Source organism: Halochromatium sp. NSM3, from assembly GCF_059621085.1.
In genome coordinates this window covers 16,308-43,181 of the sequence record NZ_JCAQIA010000029.1, presented here as the reverse complement: position 1 = coordinate 43,181, position 26,874 = coordinate 16,308, and the positions used below count along the sequence as shown (strand labels likewise).

Genomic DNA, 26,874 nt, shown 5'->3' with positions numbered 1-26,874 from the left:
TCGAAACACGTCAATCCATTACCAGGGATGGCGGCTTAAATTGACGACATTGACCTGTCGGCACCTATACAACTATCGACATACTATCGCGCGGATTTATTCAGACGCACAACTATCCGAATAGTCGATTTTTTTCATGGCTAAGGCACCTGAGTAGGTCTGAATTCCCGCCACCCTACGCCAAAAGGGTGGGCGGATCGTGCGGGTTGGCGTACCGGTACTCAGGCGGACCGGCCACCCCGAAGGGTGCCCGCACGACCAGCCCGTAAACTGGTCAGATAGACACAAAAAAACCGCACTGATGGCGGCTGTGTCCGCCGAGTTTCCAGGACGCCAATCCCGGGCCGCTGAATTTGCAGCGACAGGTGCAGATTATGCCTGCCCCGGGGCTGTGTCAACACTGGGATGGGTATAACGCTGTTACCGCGTGTGGGGCTGGTGGGGGCGGCTACCCTGAACAGTAGTAAGGGTAGAATCATCGCCATCAACCTGCTGGCGGTCACCCCATCCCGATGCCTTGCCCAGAGGGCTGCCGTGAGTAGCCCGTTCTTGTCGGGCCGGTCTCGATGGCATGGGGTGGGGTTACCCGTCGATACTATCGACACGAATCACTTTGCCCTGGGCCCAAACAGATGCACGGTGCGACCTCGCGCGAATGTCTCAACCCCCGCCCACCGCCTCCACCTGCCTCTGACTGATCACATGCCCCCGCTCGGCGGCCTGGCGCAGCCAGTCCAGACCCTGGGCTTCGTCCTTCTCCACGCCGTTGCCCTCGATGTGGCACCGGCCCAGCCAGTGCATGGCGTCGGCGTAGCCCTGGGCGGCCGCCAGGCGCAGCCAGTGCAGGGCCAGGTCGTAGCGGTTGGCCTCCATGAGGATCATGGCCACATCGTTCTGGGCCTCCGGGTCGCCCTGGTCGGCGCGGGCAATGATGGCGTCGTCGCCGGGCTCCAGCGGGGCGGGCAGGTCGGCCTCGATGGTTTCGAGGGCGATCAGGGTGCGGGAACCGGCGTGGGATTCCCGGTGGGTGGGGTAGGGGGCGGAGGATACCCGGCGCCATAGGGTGCGCCTGCTCAGGCCGGTGAGCTGCATGGCGGTTTCAACGCTGACGGTGTGCATGGTTGCCCCCTGTTGTGCCCCTCGTGGAGTATGCCATGCCCCGGGACACACGGGGGAGGGTGTGCCACGCAAGGCAAATGGCACACCCTGGGTGTGCCAAAGCCACCGAATGGCACACCCTCGGCTGTGCCATGGCGGGTTACCCTGGCCGGGATTGGCCGTTCATCCTTCGGGCCGATCCGCTCATCCCCCCGCGCGGGTTGGCACGCCAGGTGCAACAGGGGATTCGGGTTCACACAACGTCATGAGGACGAGAGCATGAAGAGACAAGCAGGTTTTACCTTGATCGAACTGATGATCGTGGTGGCGATCATCGGGATTTTGGCGGCGATTGCGTTGCCAGCTTACAACAACTATACCGCCCGGGCGCAGGCGGCTGAGGCGCTGTCAATTACCAGCGGGGTACGGACGGACATACAAGAGCAGTTTGCAATGGGAGCCTCTACGGTCGACGAGGTTGAAGCTGGTGACTCGACTTTGCAGGGTCGATATGTTGATAGCGTCGCCGTGGCCACCAATGGAAACCTGACGGTGGCGTTTAAGGCTGATTCCGCGCTCGATGGAGAATCGATGCTGCTGGAGTTCGACAGCACGTCGAACTCTTGGACATGTAAGGCATCTGGTGATTTCGATGAAAGCTATCTCCCGCGCGGATGCAGGTAATCGCTTTCCTTGCAGGTGAGATGTTCCTGACCCCGGCCTCGCGCCGGGGTCTTCCGTTGTAGCTACACCTCCTCCATAAACACCGGCAAATCCGGTGCCCCCTCGATAATCCTCCATCCCTGAATATAGGCGTTGTCTCCCACGGCCACGTCCGTGCCCCTTACCCGCAGCACTCCTCCGGTGGGCGTCTCCACGGTGCTGCTGCCGTCTGCGTGATGGAGCTGCACGGTCACGAACTGCACCGGGTCGCTGGGCAGCAGGCGCTTGAAGTGGGCGTATAGGTTGTTCATGGGAACCTCCTTTCGATCTCCAGGCTCTGGGTCACGCTGGCCTTGGTGGCGGTGATGGTCACGGCCTTGGCCAGGCCCCGCCAGGTGCCGCTGTATTCCTGCACTTCCACCAGGTGGCCCGGGAGGATGAGGCCCGGGCCGTCCGGGGGTGGTAGCAGGGGGGTGTCCAGGGCCACGCGGCTGGCCCGGCCGGCGGTGGCGAGGATGATGCGGCCCCGTTCCCGGCCTGCGTCTACGTGGGTGATGAGTGGATCCACCACCTGGGGTGCGGCCCTGTCGCCCGCGGTGCCGGTGCGGGTGGTGCCCACCAGCACGCCGCCGGTGCGTCCGGCTACCCAGGCGCGGTTGTAGGCGGGGCGCTCGTCCCAGCTGGCGGCGCGGCGCTTGACTAGGCTGCCGGGGATGATGGCATCGGGCGTGGCCTCGGCCCACTGCCAGGGGCTGATGGGGTAGCGGGGGCGCACGCGGATGGTCTGCGCCTGCCGGTGGGCTTGGGCGAAGGCGCCCACGGCGGCGGCCACCTGACTGATGAGGCCGATGGGGGTCTGGTCCTGGTAGCTGTAGGCGCCCCCGGGCACGAGCCAGTCCACGGTTTGCCAGTCCAGCGTCCAGCCGGTGAACTCCAGTAGGTCGGCGGCGATCTGCTGGGCGGTGCGGTCGTTGTCCGGTGCGCCGCTGGCGGGGGTGGCGTAGGGGGCGGCCAGATGGGCGGCAATGCCTCGGCCCTGCAGGCTGCGGCTGCGCCGGCCCCAGCGCTCCTCGTCGCTGGTGTCTTCGGCCAGGATGCGCCAGTCGATGCCGTCGATCTCCACGTTGAGTTCCCGGGGGCCCTGGGCGGTGTGCTGAAGGTGGGCCAGGGCGGTGGCGCCCAGGGGGGTGCCTCGGGCGTCCCATGTCCATGAGTCCATGTCTGTGCTCAGGGTGATGCCCTGCATGGGGATGCGCTGGCCGTCCTCGGTGCGGGTGATGATGACGGAGTGGGTCACGAATATGGTCCTCCTGGGGGTGTAGGGCACGGGCGGGCACGGGGCGTCGGTGAACCACATGCGCACGGCGCCCCCTGGGTAGTGGTGCAGTCCACACTGGAGGTTGAGCAGGACGGCATCACCCAGCGGGGGGTAGTAGTAGGGGTCATCCGGTTCTTCCGGGTCGGGTTCGTCGGGTATGGGCGGACGGATGAGGTTGTCGATACCGCGCACCTCCCCCCAGGGCACGATCCAGCGTTCCCAGCGGTGGGGCGGGTAGGTGTACCCGGCATCCAGGCGTGGGGCCAGCCAGCGCGGTACGGGTGCCCAGGCGTCGTGTATGTGGATGCGCTTCGGGGGTGGTGTAGCGTGGTGGGCGTCCACCGATGCGGGTACACGGCGCTCCACGGGCTGCCAGGGGGCGTCCCGGTGGGTGCGTCTGCGGTTGAGGATGCCCCAAGGGCTGTCGTGGTCTCGGGAGGCGTCCCGCAGCTCCTGGGGCCAGGGACTGGCATGACGCCTGGGGCGCGGCGGCTTCTGCCCCCATCGGGCGTCGGTCTGGTGGGGCTTAAGCTTGCCCCGTTGCCAACGCGCACCAGAATGCACGGGGCGCAGGGGCGGGTGCAGGTAGCGGATGGGGCGGCTGGCGGATTGCTGGCCTGTGACCCTGGCCCATAGGCTGCCCACGCCTGCGTCCATGCCGATGCGTTGTGGGGGGAGGTCGGGTGGTGGGGGTTCTGGGTCTACTGGCTCCCCTGGGCCTGCCCCGCCCCCCTGCATACAGGGGAACAGCGTGATGGCGTTGCCGGGTTGGGCGCTGCCGCCTTCGACCACCACCAGGGTAATGCTGTCCGGGGCTTGCTTGATACCACAGGGGGCAAGGCGAACGGCATCCCCTGGCTGGGCACTGCCCCCGCTCAGTACCCGCAGGAGGATGTCGTCACCGGGGCGGGTCATTCCTGGGGTTGCTCCAGAATCACCGGGGTGAGCCGGTTGGCTGCGGGGGGTGCGTAATCCGCAGCATCAACACTGGGGTTGATTGCCACAACGTAGTATTCCCCCGGCATGGCTCCCCGCCATTCCCATCGCCCGGTTTCGTCGGTGTCCACACGGCGTACCAGTTCCCCGCTGTTGCGGTCGTGGATGTGGACCCGGTGGTTTGCCAGGGGGTCGCCATGAATGTCCTGCACGGCGCCTGCAAGACCGTTGTTGGGGTCTGGCTCTCCAACGATGGCATCCACGATGGGGGTGGATGTGAAATTCAGCAACACAGAACTGCCCACTTGCGGATACGGGGTTTCTGCAACACCCTCCCACGGCTCACCCTCACCGAATTCGTTTCGGCTGGTCACGCGCACCAGATAGCGGGTGGAGGGGCTTGCCTCGAAATGGGCCTCCCACGCTTCGGTGATCTGGCTCTCAATCGTCTCCCCTGCGAGGGTGAGCAGGCGCACCACATAATCCTCGGCCCCTGGCACCCAGGTGGGCCAGGAAACATCGATTCGCCCTGGCGTGACCACCATCGTCACTTCTGGTGGGGCGGGGGGTTCTGCTGGTGTGGTCGATACCGTGAACGTCCCGGCAGGCCCATCCCCCAGGTCATTCGTTGCGAACACCTCCAGGGTGTATTCGGTATCTGTATCAAGCCCCTCGAATGTGGCGAGGGCGTCCGGGCTTGTGGATGCCTGCACCTCTACTCCCCCGGCCTGGAGCGTTGCGGTGTAGGCGGCGACCTCGGGGTTGGCCTGGACTGCGCCCCAGGTGAACGAGAGGGTGTCGTGGGTGATGCCGGACGATTCGACCTCCGGCGCCTCCTCCGGCGGACCGGGGGGGACGTAGATCAGATCGTCGCGCTGGTCGATCAGGGCCGGGGCGCTGGCAAGACTATATCCTGTGGTTGGCGCGGCCATATCAATCTTCCATCGGCACGGCCACTACAGCATCAGCTATAGCGGCGTTGTAGGTGCGAGTGTGGTCGAGGGCGATAACCATATATTCCCCAGCGGGGATCGGCGTCATCTCATAACTGCCGTCCTCATTGCTCCACGCCTGCCGCTCTATTCTTCCGGTGTGCCTATTAAACGCACGGACAATGCGGCGTGCTGGCTCACCTTCAATCGTTACCGTACCAGCCAAGCGATGTTTTCCTGGCTTTAATAAGCCAATACCCAGCAATTCGCCTTCAATCGTCATACCAAGGCCCATCCATATCTAAGAAAAATCCGCCAAAGTCAGTGTATGAATCCACCAGCATTCTTAACCACACCCACGTTTTCCCGCCTGCCTCAACCATCATCCTCGGATGATATGCGATAGGGTCTACTCCAATATTTTGAGGGGTAGTTCTATGTCCGGGCCACTCGCCTCGGATGACTCCGCCTCCACTTAACTCATGCACAAATGCCTGGGTCATTAGCAGCCTGCCCGTTATCGGGCATGGGGCTTGCGCGCTATAGTCGTTTATCCTACTCCAGCCGATTTCAAACCTCCCCCCACTGCTGGACGATGTTCTGATTGGGGTAGAGGGGGTTTCTTGTCCGTAGTTGCGGGCTATATATAAGCCATCTTTGGCTGTGTTATTAACGTTACCTAAACGCCAAAGGCCCCCAAAACTCGTACTCACGTAGTTTTCGGTTCGCCCTCCGCATACAGCAAAACAATACTGATCCCCTACAACGCGAGATTTTATATCACCAAAAAAGTGACCTGAGCCGCCTCCTCCGTAATTTTTGCTAATAAATCCATCTTTCCTTGAGTGATCCACCACCAAATAAAAACTACGTTCACTGGCAACGATAATCCAGGGGACAACATCGGAGTTTTCCTCAGCGTTCTTCGCTATCGTCACCCCAAAACTAGACTGACCCTCCAGCGGAAACCGCCCCGTAAACTGCGGCTCTCCCGCGTCCCATCCGCTGAACGTCTCCATCCCCCAGGCCCGTGCCCAGCGGTTGCCGCCTGCGAACCCGGTATCTGCCCCGCTGCGGTCATCCACATACAGCCAGATTTGCGTGCTGAGCGGGTCGCTTGAGCGGAACGCCGCCCGCTGGTTCGTCTCGCTGTCCCACTGCATTTCCCATCCCATGCCGGGCTTGGCTTGGTCGCCTGATCCGTAGCCATCCACCAGCACCTTGCGGAGCACGTTTGCCATGGCTCCTGGTGCGTCGCTGGTGAGGGCCGGTGCGTCGGCGTCGTCCCATGAGTACATCCTGATATTCATTGTGCGTCCCCTCTGATCTGCAATCTGAACTGGTCACTGTCTGTAGTTTCGTCGGATGCCAGCACGGTGCGGGCTATCCATACGGGTCTGTTTGCTGCTCGGGTGTTGAAGCGCACGGCGTTGCCGGTTGACCAACCCCCGCCCCAGGATTCTTTCGGGATGGTGAAATACGGCACGCCGGTGTTGGGGTTGGTGGGGGCAATATCTTCGTTGATGCTGATGTTGGTGAGGATTTGCCCGGTGTATTCCCCTATTACATTCACGGCGGCGGTAGATACGAATCTCAACAGCCAGCGTTCCTGTATGGCGCCTTCGTTCGTGACCACGATGGGGTAGTCGGTGGTGTTGAGTGTGGCGGTGGGGCTGTCGCCCTGGGGTTCGTCGCTCCACACGTTGTTCCAGGTGGTCTGTGCCCAGGGGTCTATCCAGCCGGCCTGGAGGTCGCCGTACAGCAGGGCGGTGCTCAGGTAGGTGCCATCGGCTGGGTAGTCGTGCGTTAGGGCGCTGGCGAGGCTGACGTAGCCCGTGATCTGCACCTCGCTGACCAGTCGCATGTCCTCGATCCGGTGTTCTGCTGTGAATGGGGGGGTGTGCCCGGAGGGGTCCAGCACCTCTACGGTGCCCGCGTCCAGGTCCACAGTCAGCCGGTCGTCGGTCAGGCGCTCCCCCTCGCTGTCGTACACATGGCAGTAGGTGAGGCGGGGGCGCAGGGTGGTGGTGACGGCGCCATCGCCAATGTCGGTGGTCTGGGTGTTGTGGATGACGGCGACGTTGCCGGGGCGGACGAAGGGCACGCGGCCATCGCTGGGCAGGCGCACGGGGTCCAGGCCCAGGAGGTCGGCATCTAGGGGTATGGATCGGAATACCACGGCGCTGAACCGCACAGAGCCGGGGAGTATCGTCACAGACTCATCGGCGGGGTCTCCGTCTGGCCCAGCGTCGAACTCCTGCTGAAACTCTCCATCAATCCACTGCCCAAACTCCAAGCGGACCACGCCTGTCTCCCAGTCCACCTTCCCGTTGGTTCGCCCTGTGGGGTCAGATAGCACACCATTGGCGTCCCCCTGGATAGTCAGCAGGTCTCCCTGTGGCGTCATGGCCTGGACGATCAAACTCTGGTTTCTCAGGGGCGCGCCCACCACCCGGAATGTGATGTTGTTGGTGGCTATGGCCCCGATAGACGTGACCATTCGCTGAACCGACAATTCCTGGCTTCCGGTGCCCCACCGGGTCATGCTCACCTCCCCGGTGTTGTAGTTTATGCTCCCCGCCACGGGACCGAATCCGCTTGAGTCGGGGTTGTACACCAGCTCACCATCCCGGTCCTCGTAGATCTCCCCGCGCCACCTGAATCGCACCGTTCCCGGCACGATGGTCTCCCTGACCAAACCCAATAGATTGCCGCTCACCTCCGGGGCAGGGACTTGTACCGTCACGGTGTCTCCCATGACGCCAGGGGGGTAGAACTCGACCATGATCGAACCCACCAGGAGCATGCTCCTCACGGACCTATATGTGCCGGTGTACTGCACGAAGTAGCCATCATTCCCGGTATCCCCAAACCTCATTGCATCCGGGCCTCGGACATAGGTTCTGCTCCTAGTGTCAGTCGAGTAGCTTTCCGGCAATTCCGTGTATTCCGGCACCCAATAGCTTCCTGAATTGGCGGTTTCCCTGACGTACTTTCTTTCCACCTCTACCTGAATGATTCCGTTGGTGTAGTCCACCATCCCCGTCGCACCGACAAGATTCCCCAGGCCGTCATCCGTCACGACCACCTGCTGCTTTGAGTCGTCTTCTTCGTCGGCCAGCATGTTGAAACGCCAATACGGGTCTTGCTCTGTGTATTTCAGCGTGAGCGTTCCCGGCTGGATTTGCTGCCCAATATCAATGGTGGTCGTGCCGTCCGATTGCACGTCGGGGTCAATTGCCACGGTCTGCGTTGCGGCCTCATCCCCCTCTACCTGCACCACGCTATCGTAGTCGGGGATATTGTTAATGTCGGGCTCAAGGTAGATCACGCCATCGACATAGTTGATCCGGCCTGTAGCATCCCCCTGTAGCGTCCCCGCTGGGCTGACACCCGCATCGGTCGCTGTCTTGGTAACGCCATCTACCAGCCATGTGACTGTGACGGTCTGTGGCTGCATTGGTGTGTTGGTGTTTATCGTTACTCGGAAGGGGTCAATATCCCCTTCAACCCCCGCCCGGTCGTTGTAGTTGATGCCGCCCGCCCCCCAGGCCAGAAGGATCGAACTCGGCACGTCTGGTAACTCTGCAAGCGTGACCTGTACTGTGCCGGTGTTGTAGTCCACGGTCCCGGTGCCGACGCCTTCCAGTTGCCCGCTCCCGTTGTCTCGCAGGTCATACCACCTCCCCTGAGAACGGTAGCTGACGGACAGGGTGCCGGGGGCAGGGCGAGGCAGGCACGCGAAAATGTAGTTGTACCGGCGAGTTGCCAGCGTGATGGGTATTTCGCCCGTCTGTGCCACGTCCGTTGCCGTTACGGTCTCCCCGCCAGACTCCAGCGGAATCTCCACGGCGGCTGCTGCGGGTTCATCGGTGAGCGGGCTCTCCGCCTGGGTGGATGGCACCAGTGGTGTGTAAATCCTGTCGCATTTGATGGTCAGGTCGCCTTGTGTGGCGGGGTCCGCCAGCGGTGTTACTCCGTAGTACCGGGCCGCGTCGGCTACTCGGGTTTCGCGCACGGTTGTCAGGCTGCCACTGGAGCGGGTGCGGCTGGGATCGTTCCCTGGGAAGTCGTTGCGCAGGGGTTCGCTGATGTCCATCAAGACGCGACGGCGAATGTACACCCCGCGGTCGTCTTCGTATTCCACCTCAGCGTGTTCCACGCCGGTAATCCGGATGTACTGACGATGTGGGGTATAACCGTCCTCATCCAGGTCCAGCACCATGGTGGTGCCGATCTCTGGCACTGGCGCGTCCAGTCGTTGCAGGACGGTGATCTGTCGCTGGCCTTCATACTGTGTGCCCAGTAGGTAGCCGCGCATTTCCGGCCCCATGACCACGTATGCCTCGATCCTCTGGCGAGAGTTGGCCCGTTGGTCTGTCCAGTCCTCGGTATCGAACAGGGTGACATGCACGTTCGGGTCTTCGGGCGGGTCCGCGATGATGAGGTGGGAGCCGTAATACGTGTCCGTGTTGGGGGTGAGGATGGCGGGGTATGCTTTCCTCAAGTTCACCCGCCCATACACCCGGTCCAGGCTCGAAATATCGGGGAAGATGTTGTTGGCTTCGCCGTCGATGATCTCGTGGCCGGTGATGCGGCCCCCACCATCTTCGTTGTCGGTGAGGCGCTGGGATTCCAGTAGTTTGATGTCTTGCTCATAGATCGCCATCAGACGGTCCTCAATCTCAATGTGCCGTACCACCAGCCGGCGTGGGGCCGAACCTCGGTGGCTTCAATGGGGGTGTCTTCGTGGCGCCAGCCCACGGTGAGTTCGCGGCCATCCCACAGGGTGAGGGTCATGGCGTTCTGGTCGAGGGCTGCGTGCAGGGCCTGGAGGGTGGCGCGGTCGAGCCAGGCGCGGTTCTGGGCGCCGGTGAGGGTGACCGGGCGGCCCGCCTGGCGGGGCTGGCTGCGCTCGATGATCTGTGTGCCGTCTGTCGCGTGGTCGGCCTCGGCGGTGTAGGGGGTCCAGGCCCATTCGTCGTCCCAGGTGAGGTCGTCGGGGAGGGTGATGCCGTGCAGGATCATTGAACGGTCCTCTGTGCGCGTTCCAGTTCACGGATAAATGCGTCGGCCTGGGCCTCGGGCACGTCCACACGGGCGCCTCCCAACTCAATGCGGACGGTGCGGGTGGGTGTGGTGTCCTGGCGTGGGGCGGGGCGGGTGGCTTCCTGGCGCTGCTGGGTTTCGCGCTCCCGCTGTTTGCGCTCCTTGTCCCGTTCCTGGCGTTGGCGGGCTTCCTCCTGGCCGATCTTTTCCAGCACGCGCAGGGATTCTTGAAGGGCTCGGATGCTTTTCTCGTCGCCGGCGGCGCGGGCTTCGTTCAGCTGGGCTTGCAGCTCCTGCTTTCTGCGCTCCTGCTGGCGGCGGGCCAGCTCGTCTTCCCGGCCCTGGAGGCGCAGCAGTTCGTCCTGCATGTCTTCCAGAGTGGACTGACTCGATTCCCGCAGGTCTTCCATTCTCCTGCGGGCTCCGTCTATAGCGGCATGTAGCTGACTGAGGGTTTGCTCATCCAGCAGGTTGAAGCGGCTCTCGACTCGTCTGGCTTCCCTCTCCAGCTCACTCAGGGACATGGCCCCTGCCGTGCCGCCATCCTCCAGTGCGTTGAACAGTTTTTCGGCCTCTACGCGCTGCTCATAGAATGCAACCTTGGTGGCGGCGGCGGCCTTTTGTATCCCCTTGCCCCATCGTGAGAAGGGGTTATCTGCCAGCCTGAGGGACCAGTAGATCAGTTCCTTGCCCGCCTCCTGCATTTTCTGCCGGAAATACTCCACGCCATCTTCGGCGGTGAGTTTCGCGTCCTTATTAAACTGACGAATACCCGACGACAGGCGGCTGAAGTGTTCCAGTGCGGCTTTGGATAGGCCCTCCATCTCCGCCCGCTTCTCTGCCACAAAGGCAGCCATGTGGGCGGCCACGCTCTGGATATTTTTGGCGGATTTGCCCGCTTGTTCTTCCGTGTCTTTCAGGTTGTCCTTGGTGCCTTCGAGATCGTTTTTGAGATCGTTTTGTTGTTCCCCTGCCTCTTTGGAGGACTTGGACAAGACCCTTAACTCGCTATCCACCCCCTTGACCGATTCGTTGTATTGGTCTGCGCTGATTTCTCCCTCCTGGAACATCACCCCCAGGTCAGCGCGAATTCGTGATAGGCGCTCTACCTCCCCCATCCTGTCGATGGCATCGCCGGCACCGTCGTATGAAGACGCCAGCGTGTTTGTCTTCTCGCTTGCCTCCTCGGCCGCCTTCCCCGACTCCTCCGACGCGCCCTTTGCCCGCCTCTGTGCGGCTTCATACCGTTGGCTCGCGGCGGCTATCTCGTCCATGCTGGCGCCCACCTGCATCAGGCGCAGTAGCTCATCCTTGGCGTCCTTGGCTTCTTGACGCACGCCGTCCAGGGCGTCTGCCGCGTCTTCGCTGTCGTCGGCCAAGCCGTCCATGGCCTTGCCGCCATCTTCGGCGGTTTGGCTCAGCCCTCGGATCTCTCCGTCCACGTACTCCACGCCTTCGCCCAAGGCGTCCAGGGCATCGGCGGTGAGGCCCACCTTCTCGGCAGCTTCCTCTTGCTCCTCGGCCATGCGGCGGGTGGCTGCGCCGGCGGTGTCGGCACCGGTGGCCAGTTCGGTGAATCGGTCGCGCAGTTTCTGGCCACTGTCGGCGGCTCGGTCGAGGGCGTCTTTGGCTCGCTGGGTGTTGGCCTCGACGGAGGCGCCCATGGCGTCGGATACGTTGCGGATGTCCTCTGCTACTTGGCGGTAGTGCTCGCTGACGCCGCCGAAAGTGATGCGGGCGAGGCCTTCGTTGATCTTGCTCAGCCCCAGGGTGATGCCCTGGACAACCTTCGACACGCCAGCCGCCAGGCCGAAGAAGGCGGCCAGGATGGTGTTCACGCCGGTCTGGATGGCGCCGAAGAAGACGCCGGCCACCTGGCCGCCGGTGCGCAGGTAGCCGGACCATTTGCTCAGGGATGATTCGGTACTGGCGGCCAGGTTTCGGAATCGTTCCATGAGCGCGTCCACGTCCACGGAGTCGATGAACCGCTCTACTTGCTCTCGGGCGGCATTAAAAATGTCCCGGATCTGTTTCCCGAACGCCTCTATGGCACCGCTATTGCGCAGCTTCTCGTACAGGGTTTCGAGGTGGCCGTAGACCTTGGGGATGGCCTCGGCGGCCTTGTTCAGGCCGGTGGCCAGCAGGCTAATCACGCCGGTTGTTTCACCGGCCTGGGCTCCCACGCCGGTGAGTGCGTTTTTGAAGCGGCCCCATGCGGCGGTCAGGCCTTCGGCGCGTTTGTTGGTGTCGTAGACTTCGCCGAGACGGGCGGCCAAAGCGGGGAGGAGTTGGTCGGCGGTCAGTTCGCCGGCGGCTAGCATTTTGTCCAGTTCCTCGGTGGTCACGCCAACGGCCTCTGCCGCCATGCGGAATGCACCGGGGAGCCGTTCACCCAGCTGCTGGCGTAGCTCCTCGGCGCTCACTCGACCCTTGGAGATCATTTGCTCAATCGCGAGCAGGGCGCCTGCCGTGTCATCGGAGGACCGGCCCAGCTGGCCCATAGCACTGGTAACAGCCTCGAAGATGTCCCGCGTGGCCTGCCCCTCCATCCTGGTGGCCTGGGACGCGGCGGTGAGGTTGAGGTACTGCTGGGCCAGGCGATCAGCAGACTGGCCGGTGCGGTCCGCCACCTCGCGCACATAGTCCAATTCCTGACTGGCGCGTTCGGCAGACCCGGTAACGGCCTCGAAACCCAGGCGGAGTTGTTCGGCAGTGGTGTTAACGAGGAGGAAAGCCCTGGCCGCTGCGCCAACGGCCAGGGCTTTAATGAGCCCGCCCAAACGCACGACCGGTGCGGCGGCGGCGCTGGCCTTGCCGCTGAGGGTGTCCATGCCTCCGCCGGCCTTGCGGCCCGCGTTTTGGCCGGTGTCGCCCAGGCCACGCAGATGGTTTACCAGCCGACGCAGCGGGCCGGCGGGTCGTTGGGCGGCGCTGTCGATCTGGCTGAGGCCGGCGCCAGCCTCCTGCCCGGCCTGCTCCCCGGCCTGGCCCGTGCCGCGCAGTGTGTCGCGCAGACGGGTTAGGGTTCGGGTGGCCTGATCTTTGGCCCTGAGCAGTATGGTGACAGCTGGGTTTGACATGTGGCGGGCTCCTGAATGAGTCCCCGCGTGGACGGACCGCGGCGGGGGCGCGGGTATGGGGGCTGCCGTCCTCAGCTGCCGGGCATGGGGGGTGCCCGACTGGGGGGTTAGATCATGGTTTGCTCCATGTAGGCGGACACGCCTTCACCGGTGCGGTTGGGATCCTTGAGTACCGTTCCCGCCAGGGCCAGTTCGGCAAACTCATCACCCCCGTGACGCTGGAATCCACTGGTGGGGCTAAATTTCACGCGGAAGTAGCGCACGGTGTTGGGGTTTCCGGAGTCGATTTCGTTGTAGCCCTCGTAGGTCATTTCGAACTCCAGGCCGGTATTCACCAGGGCCTGGATGAGGGACTGCGGGTTGCGGTGGTAGGTGACCAGCAGGGGGATGGCCTCATCCTCGTCCACCGGCGGGGTGATGTTCACAGGGGTGGGCAGCAGGCGCAGGCCGTGGGGGGTGAGCTCGTAGTCTTCCCCGGCTACCAGGGTGGTGGGCGTTTCCTCCGCAGTGGTGACGGTGATGGTCTTATCCGGATCCGGCAGGTATTTGAACGCGGAGCGCACTCCCGGCCAGGCGTGCAGGGGTTCGTCGGTCACATCGGCGGAGTCGATGGCGGCTACCGTGCCACGCAAACCCAGGGCAATGTTCTGGGGGGTGATGTCGTTCACCGTGACCTCGAACGTGTAGCTGGTCACGCGCTCGATCACATCAAGTTCGCCGCCGCTGGCGTCTTGGAAGTCCTGCCGTGCCTGGCGGTCTACCTCGATGGTTTCGTTCAGGTTGACGGCGTTCCCCAGTTCAAAGGGTTTACCCCCGGCCAGGGGGCGCAGGGTGAAGCGGCCGCGGCCGCGATAGCCGTTTGTGGTGGAAGTTCTCGACATGGGTCATGTCCTCATGCTGGTGTGATGTTGCGTTTCCGCCGGCGGCGGCATTTCACGGTGACGGAGAGGCGGCAGGCCACAGAGGGGCGGAAGGCGTCGCCATCGGGTTCGATCGATGCCAGGGTGAGCAGGGCGTCCACGTCTGGATCGATGGGTAAGGGGGTGTTGAACAGGGCGTTTTGCACCTGGTCTTCCAGCTCGGCCAGGGCGGCATACGCCGTGGCGTTGTCGTGGTCGTAGGACCACAGTTCGATGAACACGGTCTGGTCCTGGCGGCCGGTCTGGTCCCAGTCGGTGCGGGGGGTGCCGGGGCCGCGCAGGAGTTGCACCTTGGCCTCGCGGGGCACCTGGGCGTCGCCACCCAGTTGCACGGGTACATCCAGGTGCTCCACCAGGCGCGCTTGCATGGCTTGGAGGATGGGCCACCACATCAGCTCATCCCCGCTTGTTGCAGGCCTTGGTCTACGCCCTGACTCACCAGGGTGGCGATGCGGTCGGCCCATTCTGGGCTGGCGGCGATGGGGCTCACCCAGGGCTGGGGTTCGATGCCATCGCGGGCAATGCGGCGGGCGATGAGGAAGCCGATGCGGGCGCGCTCTTTCGGGTCGGCCACGCCCAGCTTGGTTTTCACCCAGTCGGCCAGGGCCGAGGCGGGGGGCTGGCGGCCACCGGGGCGGCGGCCCAGCTCCACGAACACGCCGTGGGCTGCGCTGGGGCCCACGGACCAGGCCAGGGGGCCGGACTGGCGGACGTCCACGCTGTTGATCATCTGGCTGGTGGCCTTGGGGCCGGTGCGCTTGAGCTCGCGGGCGATCTCCAGGGCGCCGCGTTCCAGCTTGCTGTCCACTGCCTGGAGCACCTGCCCGGGGGCGCGCTCCAGGGCGGCGCTGAGGGCTTCGGTGTCGAACTCAATTCGCACGTCAACGGCCATGCTGTACCTCCTGCAGGTAGATTTGCTGCCATTGCTGGGCCATGGCGGCGGGAGTGCCGTTGCTGGGCAGGCTGGCACCCATGCCGCGGTGGATTTGGATGGTGTCGGTCACGCCGGCCACGGCCAGCTCCCGCAGGGCCTCCAGCTGGGCGCGCAGGCGCACCAGGTGGCGGTCGTCTTCGGGCACGGTGCCGCTCTCTTCGGTGAGGGTGTGGCGGGCAGAGTAGCGGTAGGGGCATTGGGTGCCCCACTTGTGCACCTGCGTGGCAGTGGGCGAGGGGGTGAATTCAATCCACATCTGTTCGCCGTCGTGGTGGGTGAGCACGCGGGGGCGGGGGCCGAGGTAGTGGGTGTCCCAGGGTTGCACGGTGTGGTCGGCGCCCCAGGCGTGGCTGATCACGCGCACCAGGTCGGCGGGGGCGGGGTAGGCCCCCACGCCCGGTTGCAGCAGCACGGTGGCGCGGCGGGTCACCGGCCGGTACCGGCTCAGGCTGCGCAGGGCGGCGGTGATGTGGCGCTCCAGGTCTTCGGGCTGGAAGCGCTGGGCGGTGGGGCCGAGGGCGGCGGTGTGGTCGGCGATCATGTTGGGCAGGGTGATCACGCGCCACCTCCTTGGGTGAAGTAGAAGACGGTGATCCCCACGGCCACGCCGGTGAACAGGGATGAGGCCCCGGTGATGACAAACACGATGATCCAGCGGCCCAGTTGCCAGCGAATCACGTCGCCGCTGCTGGCGGCCTCCAGGGTGCGGATGCGTTCTTCGTGGGTGTCTACCTGGCCGCCGATGCGCTTGATGGCGTCGTCGTGGCGGTGTTGTCGGCCTTCCAGGCGCGCCAGGTCCAGCAGGCTGGCACTGAGGCTGTCCAACCGGGCGGTGAGTTCGCTCCTGAGCTCTTTCAGTTCCTGTCGCAACGATTGGTATCCGGCATCGGTCATGGGTGGTCGCTCATTCCGGGTGGCGGTAGGCATTCCAGGCAGCGCCGCCAAACGTGCGCACGGCGGTGTACATCAGCCGCCGGCGCCACCAGGGCACGCCGCTGTCTGCCATGGCCTGGAGAAAGACCTGGTCGGCCTGTTTGCGGGTGAGCCAGCGCAGGCTGTGAAGCGAGGGGGCTCTGTGGTCGTACAGCCAGTCGTGCACCACGGCGGCCCGATGGGCGGTGTTGCCGGTCAGCCAGTAGGCCACCGGCCAGCGGGGCACGCTGGCGAAGTCGGTGATGTACCCATCCGGTACCTCCACGATGAGAGGTTCATCGTCCAGGGTGGCGTGGTACACCAGGTCTTGCGTGAGCTGCCAGCGGTCGGGGGCCAGTTTGTGAACGTGCAGGCTGGTTTCAAAGGGCATCGCTCACCTCCCTGGGCGCCACCGGGTTGGCGGCCTGCTGCACCCAGTAGATGACGGTTTCCACCCGGGCGCGCTGGTCGGCGTCCAGCACGCCTTCACCCATGCGCGCGTGCAGATCGGCGGCCAATTCGGTGATGAGGGTGTCCAGCAGCAGGCGGTCCGCCATGTCGAGGCGGTGCCACTGGATCCGGTTGCGCAGGGTGTTTTCCAGGGCGCCTATGGTGGTAGCCCCGGAGAGCCCGGGCAACACCTCCTTGGCCACCTGGTGCACCCGCTGGGCCTTGGCCGGGTCGTCGCCGATGTACTTGAGGGTGGCGTACTGCACGCTCAGTTGTACGGTGCGCTGGTTGTCGCCCAGGGAGGCGCAGGCGCCCAGGGTGAGGGCGGCGAGTAGGGCGATGATGGTGATCTTCATGGGCGGTTCTCCTCATGGGCCAGCACGATGTCCCAGGCCTGGGTGTAGAAGTCGGGCCATGTGTCGGGGTGGGGGCGGCCGGGGCGCCAGGCCTCCATGTATTGCCGCCAGGATTCGGCCATGTCGCCGCGCTGGGGCAGGGGGCTGGGCAGGGTCCAGAGCAGCAGGCGGGCAAACACTGTGGCCAGGGGGTCGTTGTGCTCGATGGCGGTGTACACCTGAGCCGGGGTGGCCTCGTAGTCCAGTCGGTGGCACACCTCCTCGGCCAGGGCTGCGGTGGCGCGGTGGTGGAGCACGCCGTGCACGCCGCCGCCCATTTCGAATTGCATGTATCCGCGGGCTGGCCCACGGATCTGCCGGCGGTACATCCAGCGGCTCTCCTGCAGGCCAATGGCGATGAGCATGGCCCGGGCCTCGGGGCTGTTCATGCGCTGGGGGAGCAGTTCCAGCCCGGGGAGAATGACGCGGGTGAGGGCTTCGGCGGCCTTCATGCCTCACCCCCTTGGGTGGCCCGGCGCAGGCGCTCGGTTCCGATGGCTTCGATCACGCCCTTGCGGTTGGCGCCGGCCTGTTCGGCGGCCAGCAGGGGGCCGAGGTCTTCCAGGCCGGGGAGGGCCTGGCGGATCTCGGCCACGGTGCCGCAAAGCAGGGCATTGCAGGCGTGGGCCAGGGCGTCGGCCTCGGTGGGCTCGGCGGCCTGGGGCTTGGGTTGTTGGGGCGCCCGGCGCAGGTCGGCGGCGTCCACCTCCCGGGCTTCGCCGGGGGGGATGGTCACGCCGCCTATGTGCACGGTGCGTGGGGTGTTGTTCTGGTGGATGACTTTCATGCGTCCCCCATGGGCCCGGGGGTTACCCCGGGCCGGTGTGGGCCTTCCCTGGCCGTGGCGCTTACCGGTTGCCGGCGCTGTACACCAGCACGCTGGTGTAGCGGTTGCGGATGGGCGCGGGGGTGTGGATGGCGTTGTATTCCTCGCCATAGGCCACCTTTTCGCCCGTGGGTCGGCCCTGGGCGTCTACCGCCTCGAAGGGGGTGCCGGTGCCGAAGGGCTTGGCCACGGTGTAGGTGGTGGTGCCCCGCTGGCCCATGAGGATGCGTTCATCCCCAAGATCGATGCCGGGGGCGTTGGTGCCCCAGGCGGGCAGGCCCTTCACCCGTTCCAGGTCGCCGGTGGCGTCGGTGTCGCTGCCGGACCGCTGGCTGTGCAGGGCGAACTGCTCGGCGTTGGTGCACATGTCGTTGAGGATGGGGCTCATCAGCAGGAAGTTGGGCTGGATGAACCGATCGCTGGACAGGGTGGCCTTACGGGCACCAATGCGCTGCAGCAGGCGGTTGAGGTGTACCTCCTGCTTTTCGCCGTTGGGTACGTCGCTGTCCCACTTGACCAGGTTGGTGGCGTAGGAATAGCTGATGGTGGCGGTGGCCTCGTCGGGGGTGACGGGCACTCCGTCTTCGTCCACGAACTGGATGTACCCCAGGTTGAAGTTCTTCACCCGGTAGTAGGTGCCCGGGTCCTGGTCGCCGCTGCCGTCCCATGCCGGCACTTCGGTGGCGCCTAATGCGATGGTGATGGGGTTGTCCGGGTTGCCCACGGCGTTGCCCTGCATGTCGTACCGCTGGTGGGGACGCACCAGGGGGAACTCCACCGTTTTGATGGTGTGGGTGGCGCCGTCCAGCTGGGTGGCGATGGACTCGTCCGCCACGTTGGCGGCCAGGTAGGCATCGGCGGCGCGCTGCATGTCGTTGGCAATGCGGCGGCTCACCAGTTCCCGCATCACGCGGGCGTTGCTCTCCACGTTGCGGGCGTAGGCGTCCCAGTTGATCTGGCTGGACCGGGTGAAGTGCATGACCTCGTTGGTGAGCTTGAGGCTCAGCTTCATGGCCAGCACGTAGGCGATGTCCATCATCTGGCGCACGCCGGCACGGGGGATGCCGTGGCCTTCGAACACGATGCCGTCATTGACCACCTCGGAGGTGTCCCGCTGTTCGTAGGGCACCTGGGTGGTCATGGTGGCGCTGGGGTCGGTGAGGGTCTGGACCAGCTGCAGGATGTTGAGGTCGTGCAGGGCTTCGCGGATGACCGTGCGCTGGAATCCCACCGGGAGGTCGGTGTGGCCGATGTTGGTTTCGCCGGAGAGGGCGCGGGCCTCTTCGGACAGGCGGCGGGCGTGGGTGCGGTCGAACTCGGCCAGCACGCGGCTGACGAACCCGGAGGTCTTTTCCGGTGCGCGCACCTGGTGGTTGGCGAACGACAGGGAGTTACGCAGGCCCTTGTCAATCTCCTGCTGCAGGCGCAGGGCGTCGGTGTCCTGCCCGGGGGTGATGCTCACCTGTCCGGCGGGGCTGCCGTAGCCCATGCTGGAGAGCTGGCGGGCGGCCATGATGCGGTTGCCGGTGGCCACCTGGTGCTCGGCCAGTTTGCGCACCTGGTCGGTGGTCATGTCGGCGGTGACCAGATCGCGGGCGTCGCTCAGGGCCTGGCGGGTGTCTTCGTCCAGGCCTTTGGCCTCGGTGAGCACCTGGTCGAACAGGTTCTGGTTGTTCTCCAGGGTTTCGGCCAGTTGCTTGGCGGCCTGGCTGGCGGCTTCGCGCTCTGCCGCCAGGATACGGCGCACGTCTTCTTCGCTGAGGGCCTTTGGGGCGGCGCCTTGGGGCGGCTTGTTGTCGCCCTGGGCCTGGCCCTTGCCGGGTTCGGGCAGGGTGATGGAGAGCTGCACGGGCTGGCCGCCGGTGGCGGTGGCCTCGGCCAGCTGCTTGGCGGTGTCGTCGAAGCGATCGGCCAGGGTGTTGAGGGCGGTTTCATCTTCTCCCAGGGCCTTGGCGGCCTGTTCGGCGGCGGCCATGAGGGAGGTGATGGTGTCTTCGGACAGTTTGCGGGCCTGCAGTCTGGCGCGCAGCTTCTTGAGCCATTTTTCCATGGTGTTCTGTGCCTCTTGGGATAGGGTTTTGAGCAGTTCGGGGTGAATCAGGGTGGGGTGGTCCGCTTCGGAGAGCTGGACCGGATCCAGGCGCTTGATCACGGGGCGCACGGTGAGGCCTGCGCCCAGCAGGACGGGGCCGTGGCGCTGGCCGGTCTCGTTGTCTACGAAGTCCTCCACGTATTCGGCGCTGAGGTAGCGGTAGCCGCGTTGGGTGACGGCGTCGGTGCCGTAGGGGGTCCACTCCACCCGGGCCCGCAGGCGGCTGCCTTCGGTAAACAGGTCCAGCACTTTGGCGGCGGCGCCGTTGCTGGGCAGGTGGGCTACATCCAGGAAGATGTCCTGCCCGTAGGTGCCGCGCTGGAAGTTGCTGACCATGCCCTGCAGCAGGCGGGGGGTGATCTCGAACTGGCCATAGCGGGGGTCGGTGAAGGTTCCGGTGCGGGTGATGGTGACGACCGAGGTGCGCTGACCCTCTGACAGAGACACATGCAGCCCGGTCAGGAGGCGCACTGATCCGGGATGGGGCGGGGCTTCGAGTCGTTTGTGTGCGTGCTGTGGCATGCGTTTTCCCAAAAAAAAGCCGGCAAGGCTCCCCCACGGGGTGAAGGGAGCTGTGCCGGCTTATCGACCGCTGTGAGGATGGTCGTACCTTGGCGCCCGACCGTTCGGGACGCTTTGATTATAGAGCAGAAAGTTTCAAAAAGGGAACTTATTGGGGGTGTGTTTTATTGAAATTCTCGTTTGAGCAACTTATGGCGCGCTGCCCCCTCGTTTTAGGGAGCAAATGTTTGTCATTGTGGTGAATTACCTTTTCAACTCCAAGAATGGCGTTTGATAGACTGGTATGCGGCGCATGGCCCCTCTCGCCAAAGGCGATCAACGGTACAGGTTGGCCAGATCAGGTGAGGCATCAATGTCCTCCCTGGAGGACGGATCCACCCGCAGCGCCTTGTCCAGGGATTTGCGGGCCTTGTCGGGGCGGTTGATGCGCAGATGCGCCCAGGCCAGATCGAAGTAGCCCGCCTTATCCTTGGGATGCCGGATGGTGGCCTGCTCAAAGGCTGCGATGGCCCCCGGTATGTCGTCCTGATTCATCCTTTCCCACCCCAGGGCGTTGTAGCCGTTGAAGGTGTCGGGGTCTGCCTCCAGGGCCGATTCAATGAGGCTGATGCGTTGCTCAGGTGATTCCACGTGGTAGCTGGCCTGGATCTGCTGCTGAGCTTTGGCGTTGCGGTACAGCCGATCTTCCACCTGGGTGCGCCAGGCCTGAAGCTCGCGTCGCAGGGCACGGACCCGAACGTACTCAATGTATCCGAGCAGGATCACCCCCATCGCCAGGATGGAGACCAGCAGGGTCAGCACGGCGAGATAATCATGGAGCTCCATAGGGCGGTGAGTGCAGTCGGGTGTGAGTGTGCCCATATGGTGTGACACTCGCCCCGATGACTCAAGCCTGAGGATCCCCCAGCGGTAACCCCACCCACGTTCTGCACTCGCACTTGGCCTCGAATCGGTCGCTGTCTGCGTCCCGGCGCAGGCAGCGGGTGTTTTTCACCACGCGGCCGTCGTAGAGGATGCGGCGGCAGGTGGGGCAGCGGATGGGGAGTTTCCTGACCTTCATAGGTCCTCGATGTCGATGCCCTGGCGTTCGTAGCGCTGCTTGAGCACGCGCCAGGGGGTCCCGATCTGGTTTTCCCTGAGGTGGCCGGCTTTCAGGGCGGCGGCTTTCTTGTGGCCGAGCACCTGGCGGAGGGTGCCGGGGGGCTGGCGTTGGAGCCAGTCCATGCGGTTTTCCTTGCCCTGGCGGTCTTCCGGCTTCACCTCGTCGGCGAATACGGGGGTGAGGTAGCTCAGGGTGTTGGGGTGGGCTGGCCAGGGGGATTTACCTACGGGGTACACGCCAGGGCCGAGGCCGTGGAGGTTGGCGGAGGCATGTAAATCGCAGATGTCTTTTTGTGGGTGTGCCGGGCTGAGCTCGAAGCGTTCGCCGATCACCTCGGGGTGGGCGGACATGCTTTCCCGGAAGGCTTCGCCGTGGGCGCGGTTGATCTCGGTGCGGAATACGCGCAGGGCGTTGGCGTAGGCACTGCCTTCGTCGCGGACCAGGGCCTGGCCGAGGCCGCGCTTGATGCGGCCGGGGGTGGCGGCCTGCATCTTGCGGGCGATCTCCGGGGGGATGTCTTCGCCCTGGGCCAGGAATTCCCGGGCGGCCTGGCTGGCGGATCGGCCCTGCAGCACCACGGCTTCGATCTGTTCGCCGATGAGCTGGCGGGCCTGGCGGTCGTTGCGCCACAACCGATCGGAGAGTTGCAGGCCGTCTTCGGCCACGAAGCTGCGCACCTTGCGCACGGCCTTTTCGGCGAGTTCCAGGAGGGAGGCATCCAGGGCGCCGGCGTCTTCGCCGAAGGCCCGGATGCCGAGGCGGGCGGCCTGGGCCAGGCGGTCGTCCAGGAGGACGTTGCGGGCCTCGGCCAGTTCCACCATGCGGGCGGTGGCCATGTCCATGAGCTGGGCCAGCACCTCGGCGCGGATGTTGTCCTGGTCGTCGGCGTAGCCGGTGAGTTCAATGCCAATGTCCGTGACGGCGCCGGCGTACAGGGCCAGGAGTTCCCGGGCGGTTTCCTGGTCGAGCTGTTCCAGGTCGCCGCGGGCGGAGGACATGGCGCGACGGATGGCGGCTTTGACGGCGAGGCGCATCATAGGAGAGAGCCTTGGCGGGGTGGCTTGGGTTCGTGGGTGTAGTCCTGGGGGCGGGGTTCTTCGGTGGGGAGGACGTAGCCGTTTTCACGCCCGGCCAGCTGGCGGCGAAACCGCCAGATGGCCAGGTCCAGGTGGTAGCGTTGGTTGGGGGTGAGGGTGGTGGCGGGGTCGTGGGCACGCAGCCAGTCCAGCGAGCGGATGAAGCGTTCCTCCCAACTGCCGGGGTGGGCACGGCATTGGGTAAGAGCTTTTACCTTAGCGCGCTGGACTTTATTCATGGCCGGTCACCGGTTGCTGATGGTGGTCCCGCTTTCCCCTTTCTTGCCCTGCCCGGGGGTGATGCTGATGCGGCGGCTGCTGGTGGGGATCTCTTCGCCCTGGGGGTAGGGATCGGTGCTGTTGCGCTCGGCCTCGATCTGCTTGCGCACGTCGGCCGGATCCAGGCCGGCCACTTGCCACACGGTTTCGTAGGGCACGCCGATGGTGCGCAGCTTCAGGGCGCGGTCGGCGGCCTGGTTGAGGGTTTCGGTGCGGCGTTCGGCAAACTTGATGTCGAACTCGTAGGCGTCGGGGTTCATGCCGTGCAGGAGCAGGTCCAGGCGGAAGCCGATCTCGTAGACGAAGGCGAGGGTGTCCTGCATGGCGTCCAGCTCGTCGAAGAAGTCCTGCTTGAGGTCTTCGAGGATGTCGCGGGAGAGGTCGCCCACGTAGCCGAACAAGGCCTTGGGGGCGGGCGCGCCGCTGAAGAAGGTGTCCAGCAGGTGAACCACGTCGGCGATCTGGTCCAGGTTGGCATCGCCCTGGACGGCCTGCACGCTGCCTTTCTTGTTGCTGTAGAAGTTGCTGGCGATCTGTTTCTGGTCGCTCTCGATGCTTTGGCGGTAGGCCTCCAGTTCGTCTTCGTTGGCCCCTTCAAGGAAGTGCGCAGTGCGCATGGGGGCGCGCTCGCGGCGGCGGATGACCAGATCCTCTTCGGTCATGGTGAGCTTGCGCCACACTTCGCGGCCGGCGTCCAGGTAGGGTCGGCCGAGACAGCCCAGGTCGTCGTAGTTGTCGGGGTTGAGGCGCACCAGGGTGAGGGCCCAGAGGGGCCAGGTGGCGATGACCTGGCCGGTGAGCAGGTCCCACTGTTCGTAGGCCCGGGTGAGGTCCTGAAATCGACCGTTGGGGCCGGTGCGGGGGCGGATGCTCTCGGTGGGCATGCGCACGGCGGCCACTACGCTGCGGCCGTCCGGGTCCAGCACCCATTGCATGGGCAGGTTGCCTTCCATCATCAGGCCGCGGAAGTCGCTTTCCAGTTTCTGGCGGTTCCATAGGCCCAGGCGCATTTCGAAGGCCAGCCAGTGTTTGATCAGGCGCTTGTTGCTGCTGGCGGTGCTGATCTGCAGCCCGCCCTTGGTGGCGGCGCGGGCGGTGCGGTTGTGGATTTTCTTCACGCGGCCGTCGCGGCGCTGCATCTCCCGGATCTCGAAGATGGCGGCGCGCAGGGCCGGGTCCGCAATCATGTCGTTGTAGAGAATGCGCAGCCGGCTTTCGTCGGTGGTGCGATAGCCACGTTCCTGGGCCCCCTGGGGTTGTTCGTCGGGGAGCTCGGGGGCCGGGCGGTTGATGCCCAGGGCGCGGAGCAGAGGGGTGAGGGCGCTCATGCGGGGGCTCCCAACATTTGCTGTCGGTCACGCTGGGTGACCAGGACGGAGGTTTGGGTGATGCCGGCGCCACGGGTGATGAGGGCCCAGACGGCGGCCATGAGGGCGTCGAACAGGTCGTCCCCGATGGATTTTTTCACCATCTTGTAGCTGGCGTAGCTCTTGCTGGTGGACTCGGCGCGAATGTTGATGACTTGGGCGCCCAGCTGGCGGATCCAGTTGGCGTCCTCATCGGTGGGCGGCAGGTCGTCCACGTAGGGGTGGACGATGCGGTTGTTGTAGTAGGCGGCCTGCACGCCGGTGGCCATGGAGTGCTTGGCCATGCCTTCGAAGCGCAGGGGGGCAAAGGGCCACTCGGGCCAGGTGCTGGCGGTGCTGTTGCCGTCGCCTATGGTGCGGCGGTCTACCTGGGTGAGACCGGCGGCATAGAGTTCGTCGCACAACTGGGTGAGCATGCCCACGGCGTAGGCGTCGCCAATGGCGTGGTCCGGGTTGTAGTAGCGCCAGTAGCTGATGAGGTCGCGCTTGACGGTGCCTTCGTCGGTCCCCGGGGGCCAGGTGCGACACCAGATCACGCAGGCCCAGCCGCCCAGGTCTTCCACTACGACGAACGCATGGCGGGAGGCCTGGGGGTCTTCGCCGTGGCCGGAGGCGTCGTAGCCGAAGGCGATGAGGCCGCGTTTCTTGTAGCGTTCTCCCACCTGCGGGGGCTGGGGACGTTGCTGCACCTTCACGCCCAGCTGGATGGCCCAGCGCAGCCAGCGTTCCCAGATGAGGTTGCGGGAGCTGGTGTTCACGCACAGGAGCTGGCGGGTGAATTCGTCGGGGGAGAGCTGCACGCGCATGCTCTCCATGAATTCCCGGTTGAGCAGGCCCAGGTCCATGGCGTTCACGGCGTTGGCGATGGGTACCGGGTAGCTGTAGGTCTCCACGTCCACGCCGTTGGGGTCGATGTAGCCCAGGGCGATCATGTGCCGCACTTCGTCCCGGGCCCGGTCGCCACGGAAGGCGCCGACCACGCGGTACTCTCCGGAGTCGATCAGGTCGGTGAGTGTGTCGGCCCCCTTGTAGACGCCGGTGATGCGCACCTGGGGATCATTCTTTGAGGTGGTATCGGCGCCGAGACGGCGGGTGGAGCCCATCATCAGCAGGAAGCGGCTGAACAGCCGATCCCGGGGCATGTCGTCTACCTCCTCCAGGGATGCGGCGGTGAGGTCGCCACCGTCCACGTTGGCCATGATGCCGTAGGCCTTGGCCTGGCTGCGGTTCTCGAACTGATAGTAGGTGTCGGCCAACTGGCGGCGGCCGCCCTTGGTGCGGATGTAGGCGGCCAGGATCTCCGATCGGTTGATGGCCTCCAGGTGGTACCCGAGATTGACAAGGCTCTGGGCCTCCCGGGGGGCAACGATGCCCAGCTCCTGGTCCGAGTGACAGGCGTTCCACTTGAGCTGGTACATCTCCTTGACCGCGGTCTTGCCGGTGCGGCGGCTGGCGAAGTCCAGGGTGTTCTTGTGCTGGTCCATCTCGTTGCACTTGAGCACCTGGATGGGGTCCAGCTCCACGTTGTGCACGTGTTTGTGCCAGGCGGCGTGGTCGTCGGCGTAGCGCTGGATCTCCCGCTCGGCCACCTGCTGCATCTCGATGCGCTGCTTGCGGGTGATGCGCTCAGCCATCGCCGGGGCCCTCGTCCGTGGCCTCGATCACCCGGCCCGCCGGTGGGGCGCCCCGCTCGATGAGCTGCATCAGCCGCTGTTGCTGGTCCATCTGCCGCTGCTGGAACTCGCTGAACTCCTCCCGGGCCTTGCGCTTGTCTTCCAGGTGGCCGCGCTCTTCCTCTTCCTGCTGGATCACCTTGGGAGTCATGCCCATGTCGCCCAGGGTCATGGTGTTCTTGCTGATGTAGTCCATGAGGTGTTTCAGCAGGGGGTGGGCCTCGTGCTTGTACACCTGGTGGATGTTTCCGTCGCTGTCCTGGTATCGCACCAGGTGCACCGCACCCTCCTTGTCTGTGTACCACTCCGGGCTGATCAGCCTGGGGCCACCGTCCTGGGTGATGGTAAGGATCATGTCGTTGATCAGGGCCTGGATGCCGGCCTGGGTGTCGGCACGCAGCTCCGTGAGCAGGCCCGGGTCGCGGGTCTCGAAAGCCACGTGGTGTTTCAGGTAGAGCTCGGCGCGGCGCAGGCAGTGCTTGTTGCCCTGGCCACAGGTGGGACGGTAGTCGCATCCCTCGCAATGGGGATAGCGGCCGGGCTTGGCCGGGAAGAAGGTGGCCACCCGTGCGTAAAGGCCGTGTTTCAGGGCGTTGAACCGGGTGAGCTGCGCCTGTTCCGGGGTGGGGAAGCCCCGCACGTTCTCCCGCACCCGGGCCTTGCCCTCCGGGGTGGTGGGCCCGGTCATCCGGGTGTAGGCCTTGAGCAGGGCCCGTTCCCACTGCGCCTGCTGGGCGGGGTCGCCGCACTTGGGGCAGGTGGCGTGGTAGGTAAAGGGGTGATAGGGGGTGTCCGGATCGTCCTGGACGGACTCCGGTTCCGCTTCAAAGCGGTGTGCGCAGAAACTGCACGTGAAGTTGACGGTTTTGAGCGGGTCCACGCTGCAATTCTAATTCATTTTTGTAACGAATTGCCCGTTAAGTCCCGAAAATGAAACAAATTCACGCCGCCCGCGCATATTTTTTGCGCCCACGGGCGGCGCGCATATCCCGCGCATATCCAGAGTTTGAAATAGGTGCAGACATCCAGGTACCCACCTTGGGTCCCGGGCAGGCCGGTCCCTTATGCCGAACCCCCACCCCCGCCCGGTCATCCAGCCCCAGGCCTCCACCCGCGCAGCCCTGGACACCACCGCCCGACCATTCCCCCGGTTTCACTTCGCTTTTCCGTTTCCACACCACCCCTGCAGCCCGCATTACACCGTTCAGCTCCGGTCCGCTACTTCGCTTTTTGACGGTATGCGAAGTTGA

Annotated in this window: 26 protein-coding genes; 1 reads left to right on the top strand and 25 read right to left on the bottom strand. The window is 64.7% G+C overall.

What is annotated here, in order from left to right; all coding sequences use genetic code 11:
• Window positions 1–660: 660 nt before the first annotated feature.
• A complete protein-coding gene (locus AC54T3_RS12645) occupies window positions 661–1,119 on the bottom strand; it encodes a tetratricopeptide repeat protein (RefSeq protein WP_496625229.1) in 459 nt (152 codons plus the stop codon).
• A 258-nt stretch (window positions 1,120–1,377) separates the two neighbouring features.
• On the opposite strand from AC54T3_RS12645, the gene AC54T3_RS12640 reads away from it, so the two are divergent.
• Complete coding sequence (locus AC54T3_RS12640; RefSeq protein ID WP_496625227.1) at window positions 1,378–1,782, top strand: pilin; 405 nt, start codon at window positions 1,378–1,380, stop codon at window positions 1,780–1,782.
• Window positions 1,783–1,844: 62 nt separating this feature from the next.
• Here the strand turns inward: AC54T3_RS12640 and AC54T3_RS12635 are convergent, their stop codons facing one another.
• The 24 genes from AC54T3_RS12635 to AC54T3_RS12520 form a co-directional block, all read right to left on the bottom strand.
• Window positions 1,845–2,072: a hypothetical protein gene (locus AC54T3_RS12635; protein ID WP_496625225.1), complete on the bottom strand. Its 228-nt coding sequence runs from the start codon at window positions 2,070–2,072 to the stop codon at window positions 1,845–1,847.
• Window positions 2,069–3,058 carry a hypothetical protein gene (locus tag AC54T3_RS12630; RefSeq protein WP_496625224.1) on the bottom strand — a complete coding sequence of 330 codons (990 nt, stop codon included), beginning with the start codon at window positions 3,056–3,058 and terminating at the stop codon, window positions 2,069–2,071. Before AC54T3_RS12630 ends, AC54T3_RS12635 begins: the two co-directional genes overlap by 4 nt.
• A 932-nt stretch (window positions 3,059–3,990) precedes the next feature.
• Window positions 3,991–4,947 (bottom strand): fibronectin type III domain-containing protein, encoded by a 957-nt coding sequence (locus AC54T3_RS12625; RefSeq protein WP_496625222.1) that lies wholly within the window; start codon window positions 4,945–4,947, stop codon window positions 3,991–3,993.
• A gap of 1 nt (window position 4,948) precedes the next feature.
• The gene (locus tag AC54T3_RS12620; RefSeq protein WP_496625220.1) at window positions 4,949–5,230 is read right to left on the bottom strand and encodes a peptidase associated/transthyretin-like domain-containing protein; all 282 of its coding nucleotides are present in this window, start codon (window positions 5,228–5,230) and stop codon (window positions 4,949–4,951) included.
• Window positions 5,220–6,257 carry a hypothetical protein gene (locus AC54T3_RS12615; RefSeq protein WP_496625218.1) on the bottom strand — a complete coding sequence of 346 codons (1,038 nt, stop codon included), beginning with the start codon at window positions 6,255–6,257 and terminating at the stop codon, window positions 5,220–5,222. The genes AC54T3_RS12620 and AC54T3_RS12615 overlap by 11 nt, the downstream gene beginning before the upstream one ends.
• Window positions 6,254–9,616: a hypothetical protein gene (locus AC54T3_RS12610; protein WP_496625216.1), complete on the bottom strand. Its 3,363-nt coding sequence runs from the start codon at window positions 9,614–9,616 to the stop codon at window positions 6,254–6,256. Before AC54T3_RS12610 ends, AC54T3_RS12615 begins: the two co-directional genes overlap by 4 nt.
• Window positions 9,616–9,975 (bottom strand): hypothetical protein, encoded by a 360-nt coding sequence (locus AC54T3_RS12605; protein WP_496625215.1) that lies wholly within the window; start codon window positions 9,973–9,975, stop codon window positions 9,616–9,618. Before AC54T3_RS12605 ends, AC54T3_RS12610 begins: the two co-directional genes overlap by 1 nt.
• Entirely contained in the window at window positions 9,972–13,076 is a 3,105-nt protein-coding gene (locus AC54T3_RS12600; RefSeq protein WP_496625213.1) for a tape measure protein, read from the bottom strand. The genes AC54T3_RS12605 and AC54T3_RS12600 overlap by 4 nt, the downstream gene beginning before the upstream one ends.
• Window positions 13,077–13,183: 107 nt before the next feature.
• A complete protein-coding gene (locus AC54T3_RS12595) occupies window positions 13,184–13,957 on the bottom strand; it encodes a phage tail tube protein (protein WP_496625211.1) in 774 nt (257 codons plus the stop codon).
• Between the two features lie 11 nt (window positions 13,958–13,968).
• On the bottom strand, window positions 13,969–14,388 hold the full coding sequence (locus AC54T3_RS12590) for a hypothetical protein (RefSeq protein WP_496625209.1): 420 nt from the start codon (window positions 14,386–14,388) through the stop codon (window positions 13,969–13,971).
• Entirely contained in the window at window positions 14,388–14,888 is a 501-nt protein-coding gene (locus AC54T3_RS12585; RefSeq protein WP_496625208.1) for an HK97 gp10 family phage protein, read from the bottom strand. Before AC54T3_RS12585 ends, AC54T3_RS12590 begins: the two co-directional genes overlap by 1 nt.
• Window positions 14,878–15,489 carry a hypothetical protein gene (locus tag AC54T3_RS12580; protein WP_496625206.1) on the bottom strand — a complete coding sequence of 204 codons (612 nt, stop codon included), beginning with the start codon at window positions 15,487–15,489 and terminating at the stop codon, window positions 14,878–14,880. The genes AC54T3_RS12585 and AC54T3_RS12580 overlap by 11 nt, the downstream gene beginning before the upstream one ends.
• Complete coding sequence (locus AC54T3_RS12575) at window positions 15,486–15,824, bottom strand: hypothetical protein (protein ID WP_496625204.1); 339 nt, start codon at window positions 15,822–15,824, stop codon at window positions 15,486–15,488. The genes AC54T3_RS12580 and AC54T3_RS12575 overlap by 4 nt, the downstream gene beginning before the upstream one ends.
• A gap of 10 nt (window positions 15,825–15,834) precedes the next feature.
• Window positions 15,835–16,233 carry a DUF1353 domain-containing protein gene (locus tag AC54T3_RS12570; protein WP_496625202.1) on the bottom strand — a complete coding sequence of 133 codons (399 nt, stop codon included), beginning with the start codon at window positions 16,231–16,233 and terminating at the stop codon, window positions 15,835–15,837.
• Window positions 16,223–16,648, bottom strand: coding sequence for a hypothetical protein (locus AC54T3_RS12565; protein ID WP_496625200.1), 426 nt, complete (start codon window positions 16,646–16,648; stop codon window positions 16,223–16,225). Before AC54T3_RS12565 ends, AC54T3_RS12570 begins: the two co-directional genes overlap by 11 nt.
• On the bottom strand, window positions 16,645–17,139 hold the full coding sequence (locus AC54T3_RS12560; RefSeq protein ID WP_496625198.1) for a hypothetical protein: 495 nt from the start codon (window positions 17,137–17,139) through the stop codon (window positions 16,645–16,647). Before AC54T3_RS12560 ends, AC54T3_RS12565 begins: the two co-directional genes overlap by 4 nt.
• Window positions 17,136–17,474: a hypothetical protein gene (locus AC54T3_RS12555; RefSeq protein WP_496625196.1), complete on the bottom strand. Its 339-nt coding sequence runs from the start codon at window positions 17,472–17,474 to the stop codon at window positions 17,136–17,138. Before AC54T3_RS12555 ends, AC54T3_RS12560 begins: the two co-directional genes overlap by 4 nt.
• A gap of 61 nt (window positions 17,475–17,535) precedes the next feature.
• The gene (locus tag AC54T3_RS12550) at window positions 17,536–20,076 is read right to left on the bottom strand and encodes a phage protease (RefSeq protein ID WP_496625195.1); all 2,541 of its coding nucleotides are present in this window, start codon (window positions 20,074–20,076) and stop codon (window positions 17,536–17,538) included.
• 366 nt (window positions 20,077–20,442) lie between these two features.
• Window positions 20,443–20,928, bottom strand: a complete 486-nt coding sequence (locus tag AC54T3_RS12545; RefSeq protein ID WP_496625194.1) for a tetratricopeptide repeat protein — start codon at window positions 20,926–20,928, stop codon at window positions 20,443–20,445.
• Between the two features lie 255 nt (window positions 20,929–21,183).
• A complete protein-coding gene (locus AC54T3_RS12540; RefSeq protein WP_496625192.1) occupies window positions 21,184–22,266 on the bottom strand; it encodes a hypothetical protein in 1,083 nt (360 codons plus the stop codon).
• Complete coding sequence (locus tag AC54T3_RS12535) at window positions 22,263–22,544, bottom strand: hypothetical protein (RefSeq protein WP_496625190.1); 282 nt, start codon at window positions 22,542–22,544, stop codon at window positions 22,263–22,265. The genes AC54T3_RS12540 and AC54T3_RS12535 overlap by 4 nt, the downstream gene beginning before the upstream one ends.
• Window positions 22,545–22,550: 6 nt before the next feature.
• Window positions 22,551–23,912, bottom strand: a complete 1,362-nt coding sequence (locus AC54T3_RS12530; RefSeq protein WP_496625188.1) for a hypothetical protein — start codon at window positions 23,910–23,912, stop codon at window positions 22,551–22,553.
• Window positions 23,909–25,585, bottom strand: a complete 1,677-nt coding sequence (locus tag AC54T3_RS12525; RefSeq protein WP_496625186.1) for a hypothetical protein — start codon at window positions 25,583–25,585, stop codon at window positions 23,909–23,911. The genes AC54T3_RS12530 and AC54T3_RS12525 overlap by 4 nt, the downstream gene beginning before the upstream one ends.
• On the bottom strand, window positions 25,578–26,504 hold the full coding sequence (locus AC54T3_RS12520; protein WP_496625184.1) for an FmdB family zinc ribbon protein: 927 nt from the start codon (window positions 26,502–26,504) through the stop codon (window positions 25,578–25,580). Before AC54T3_RS12520 ends, AC54T3_RS12525 begins: the two co-directional genes overlap by 8 nt.
• Window positions 26,505–26,874: the final 370 nt, after the last annotated feature.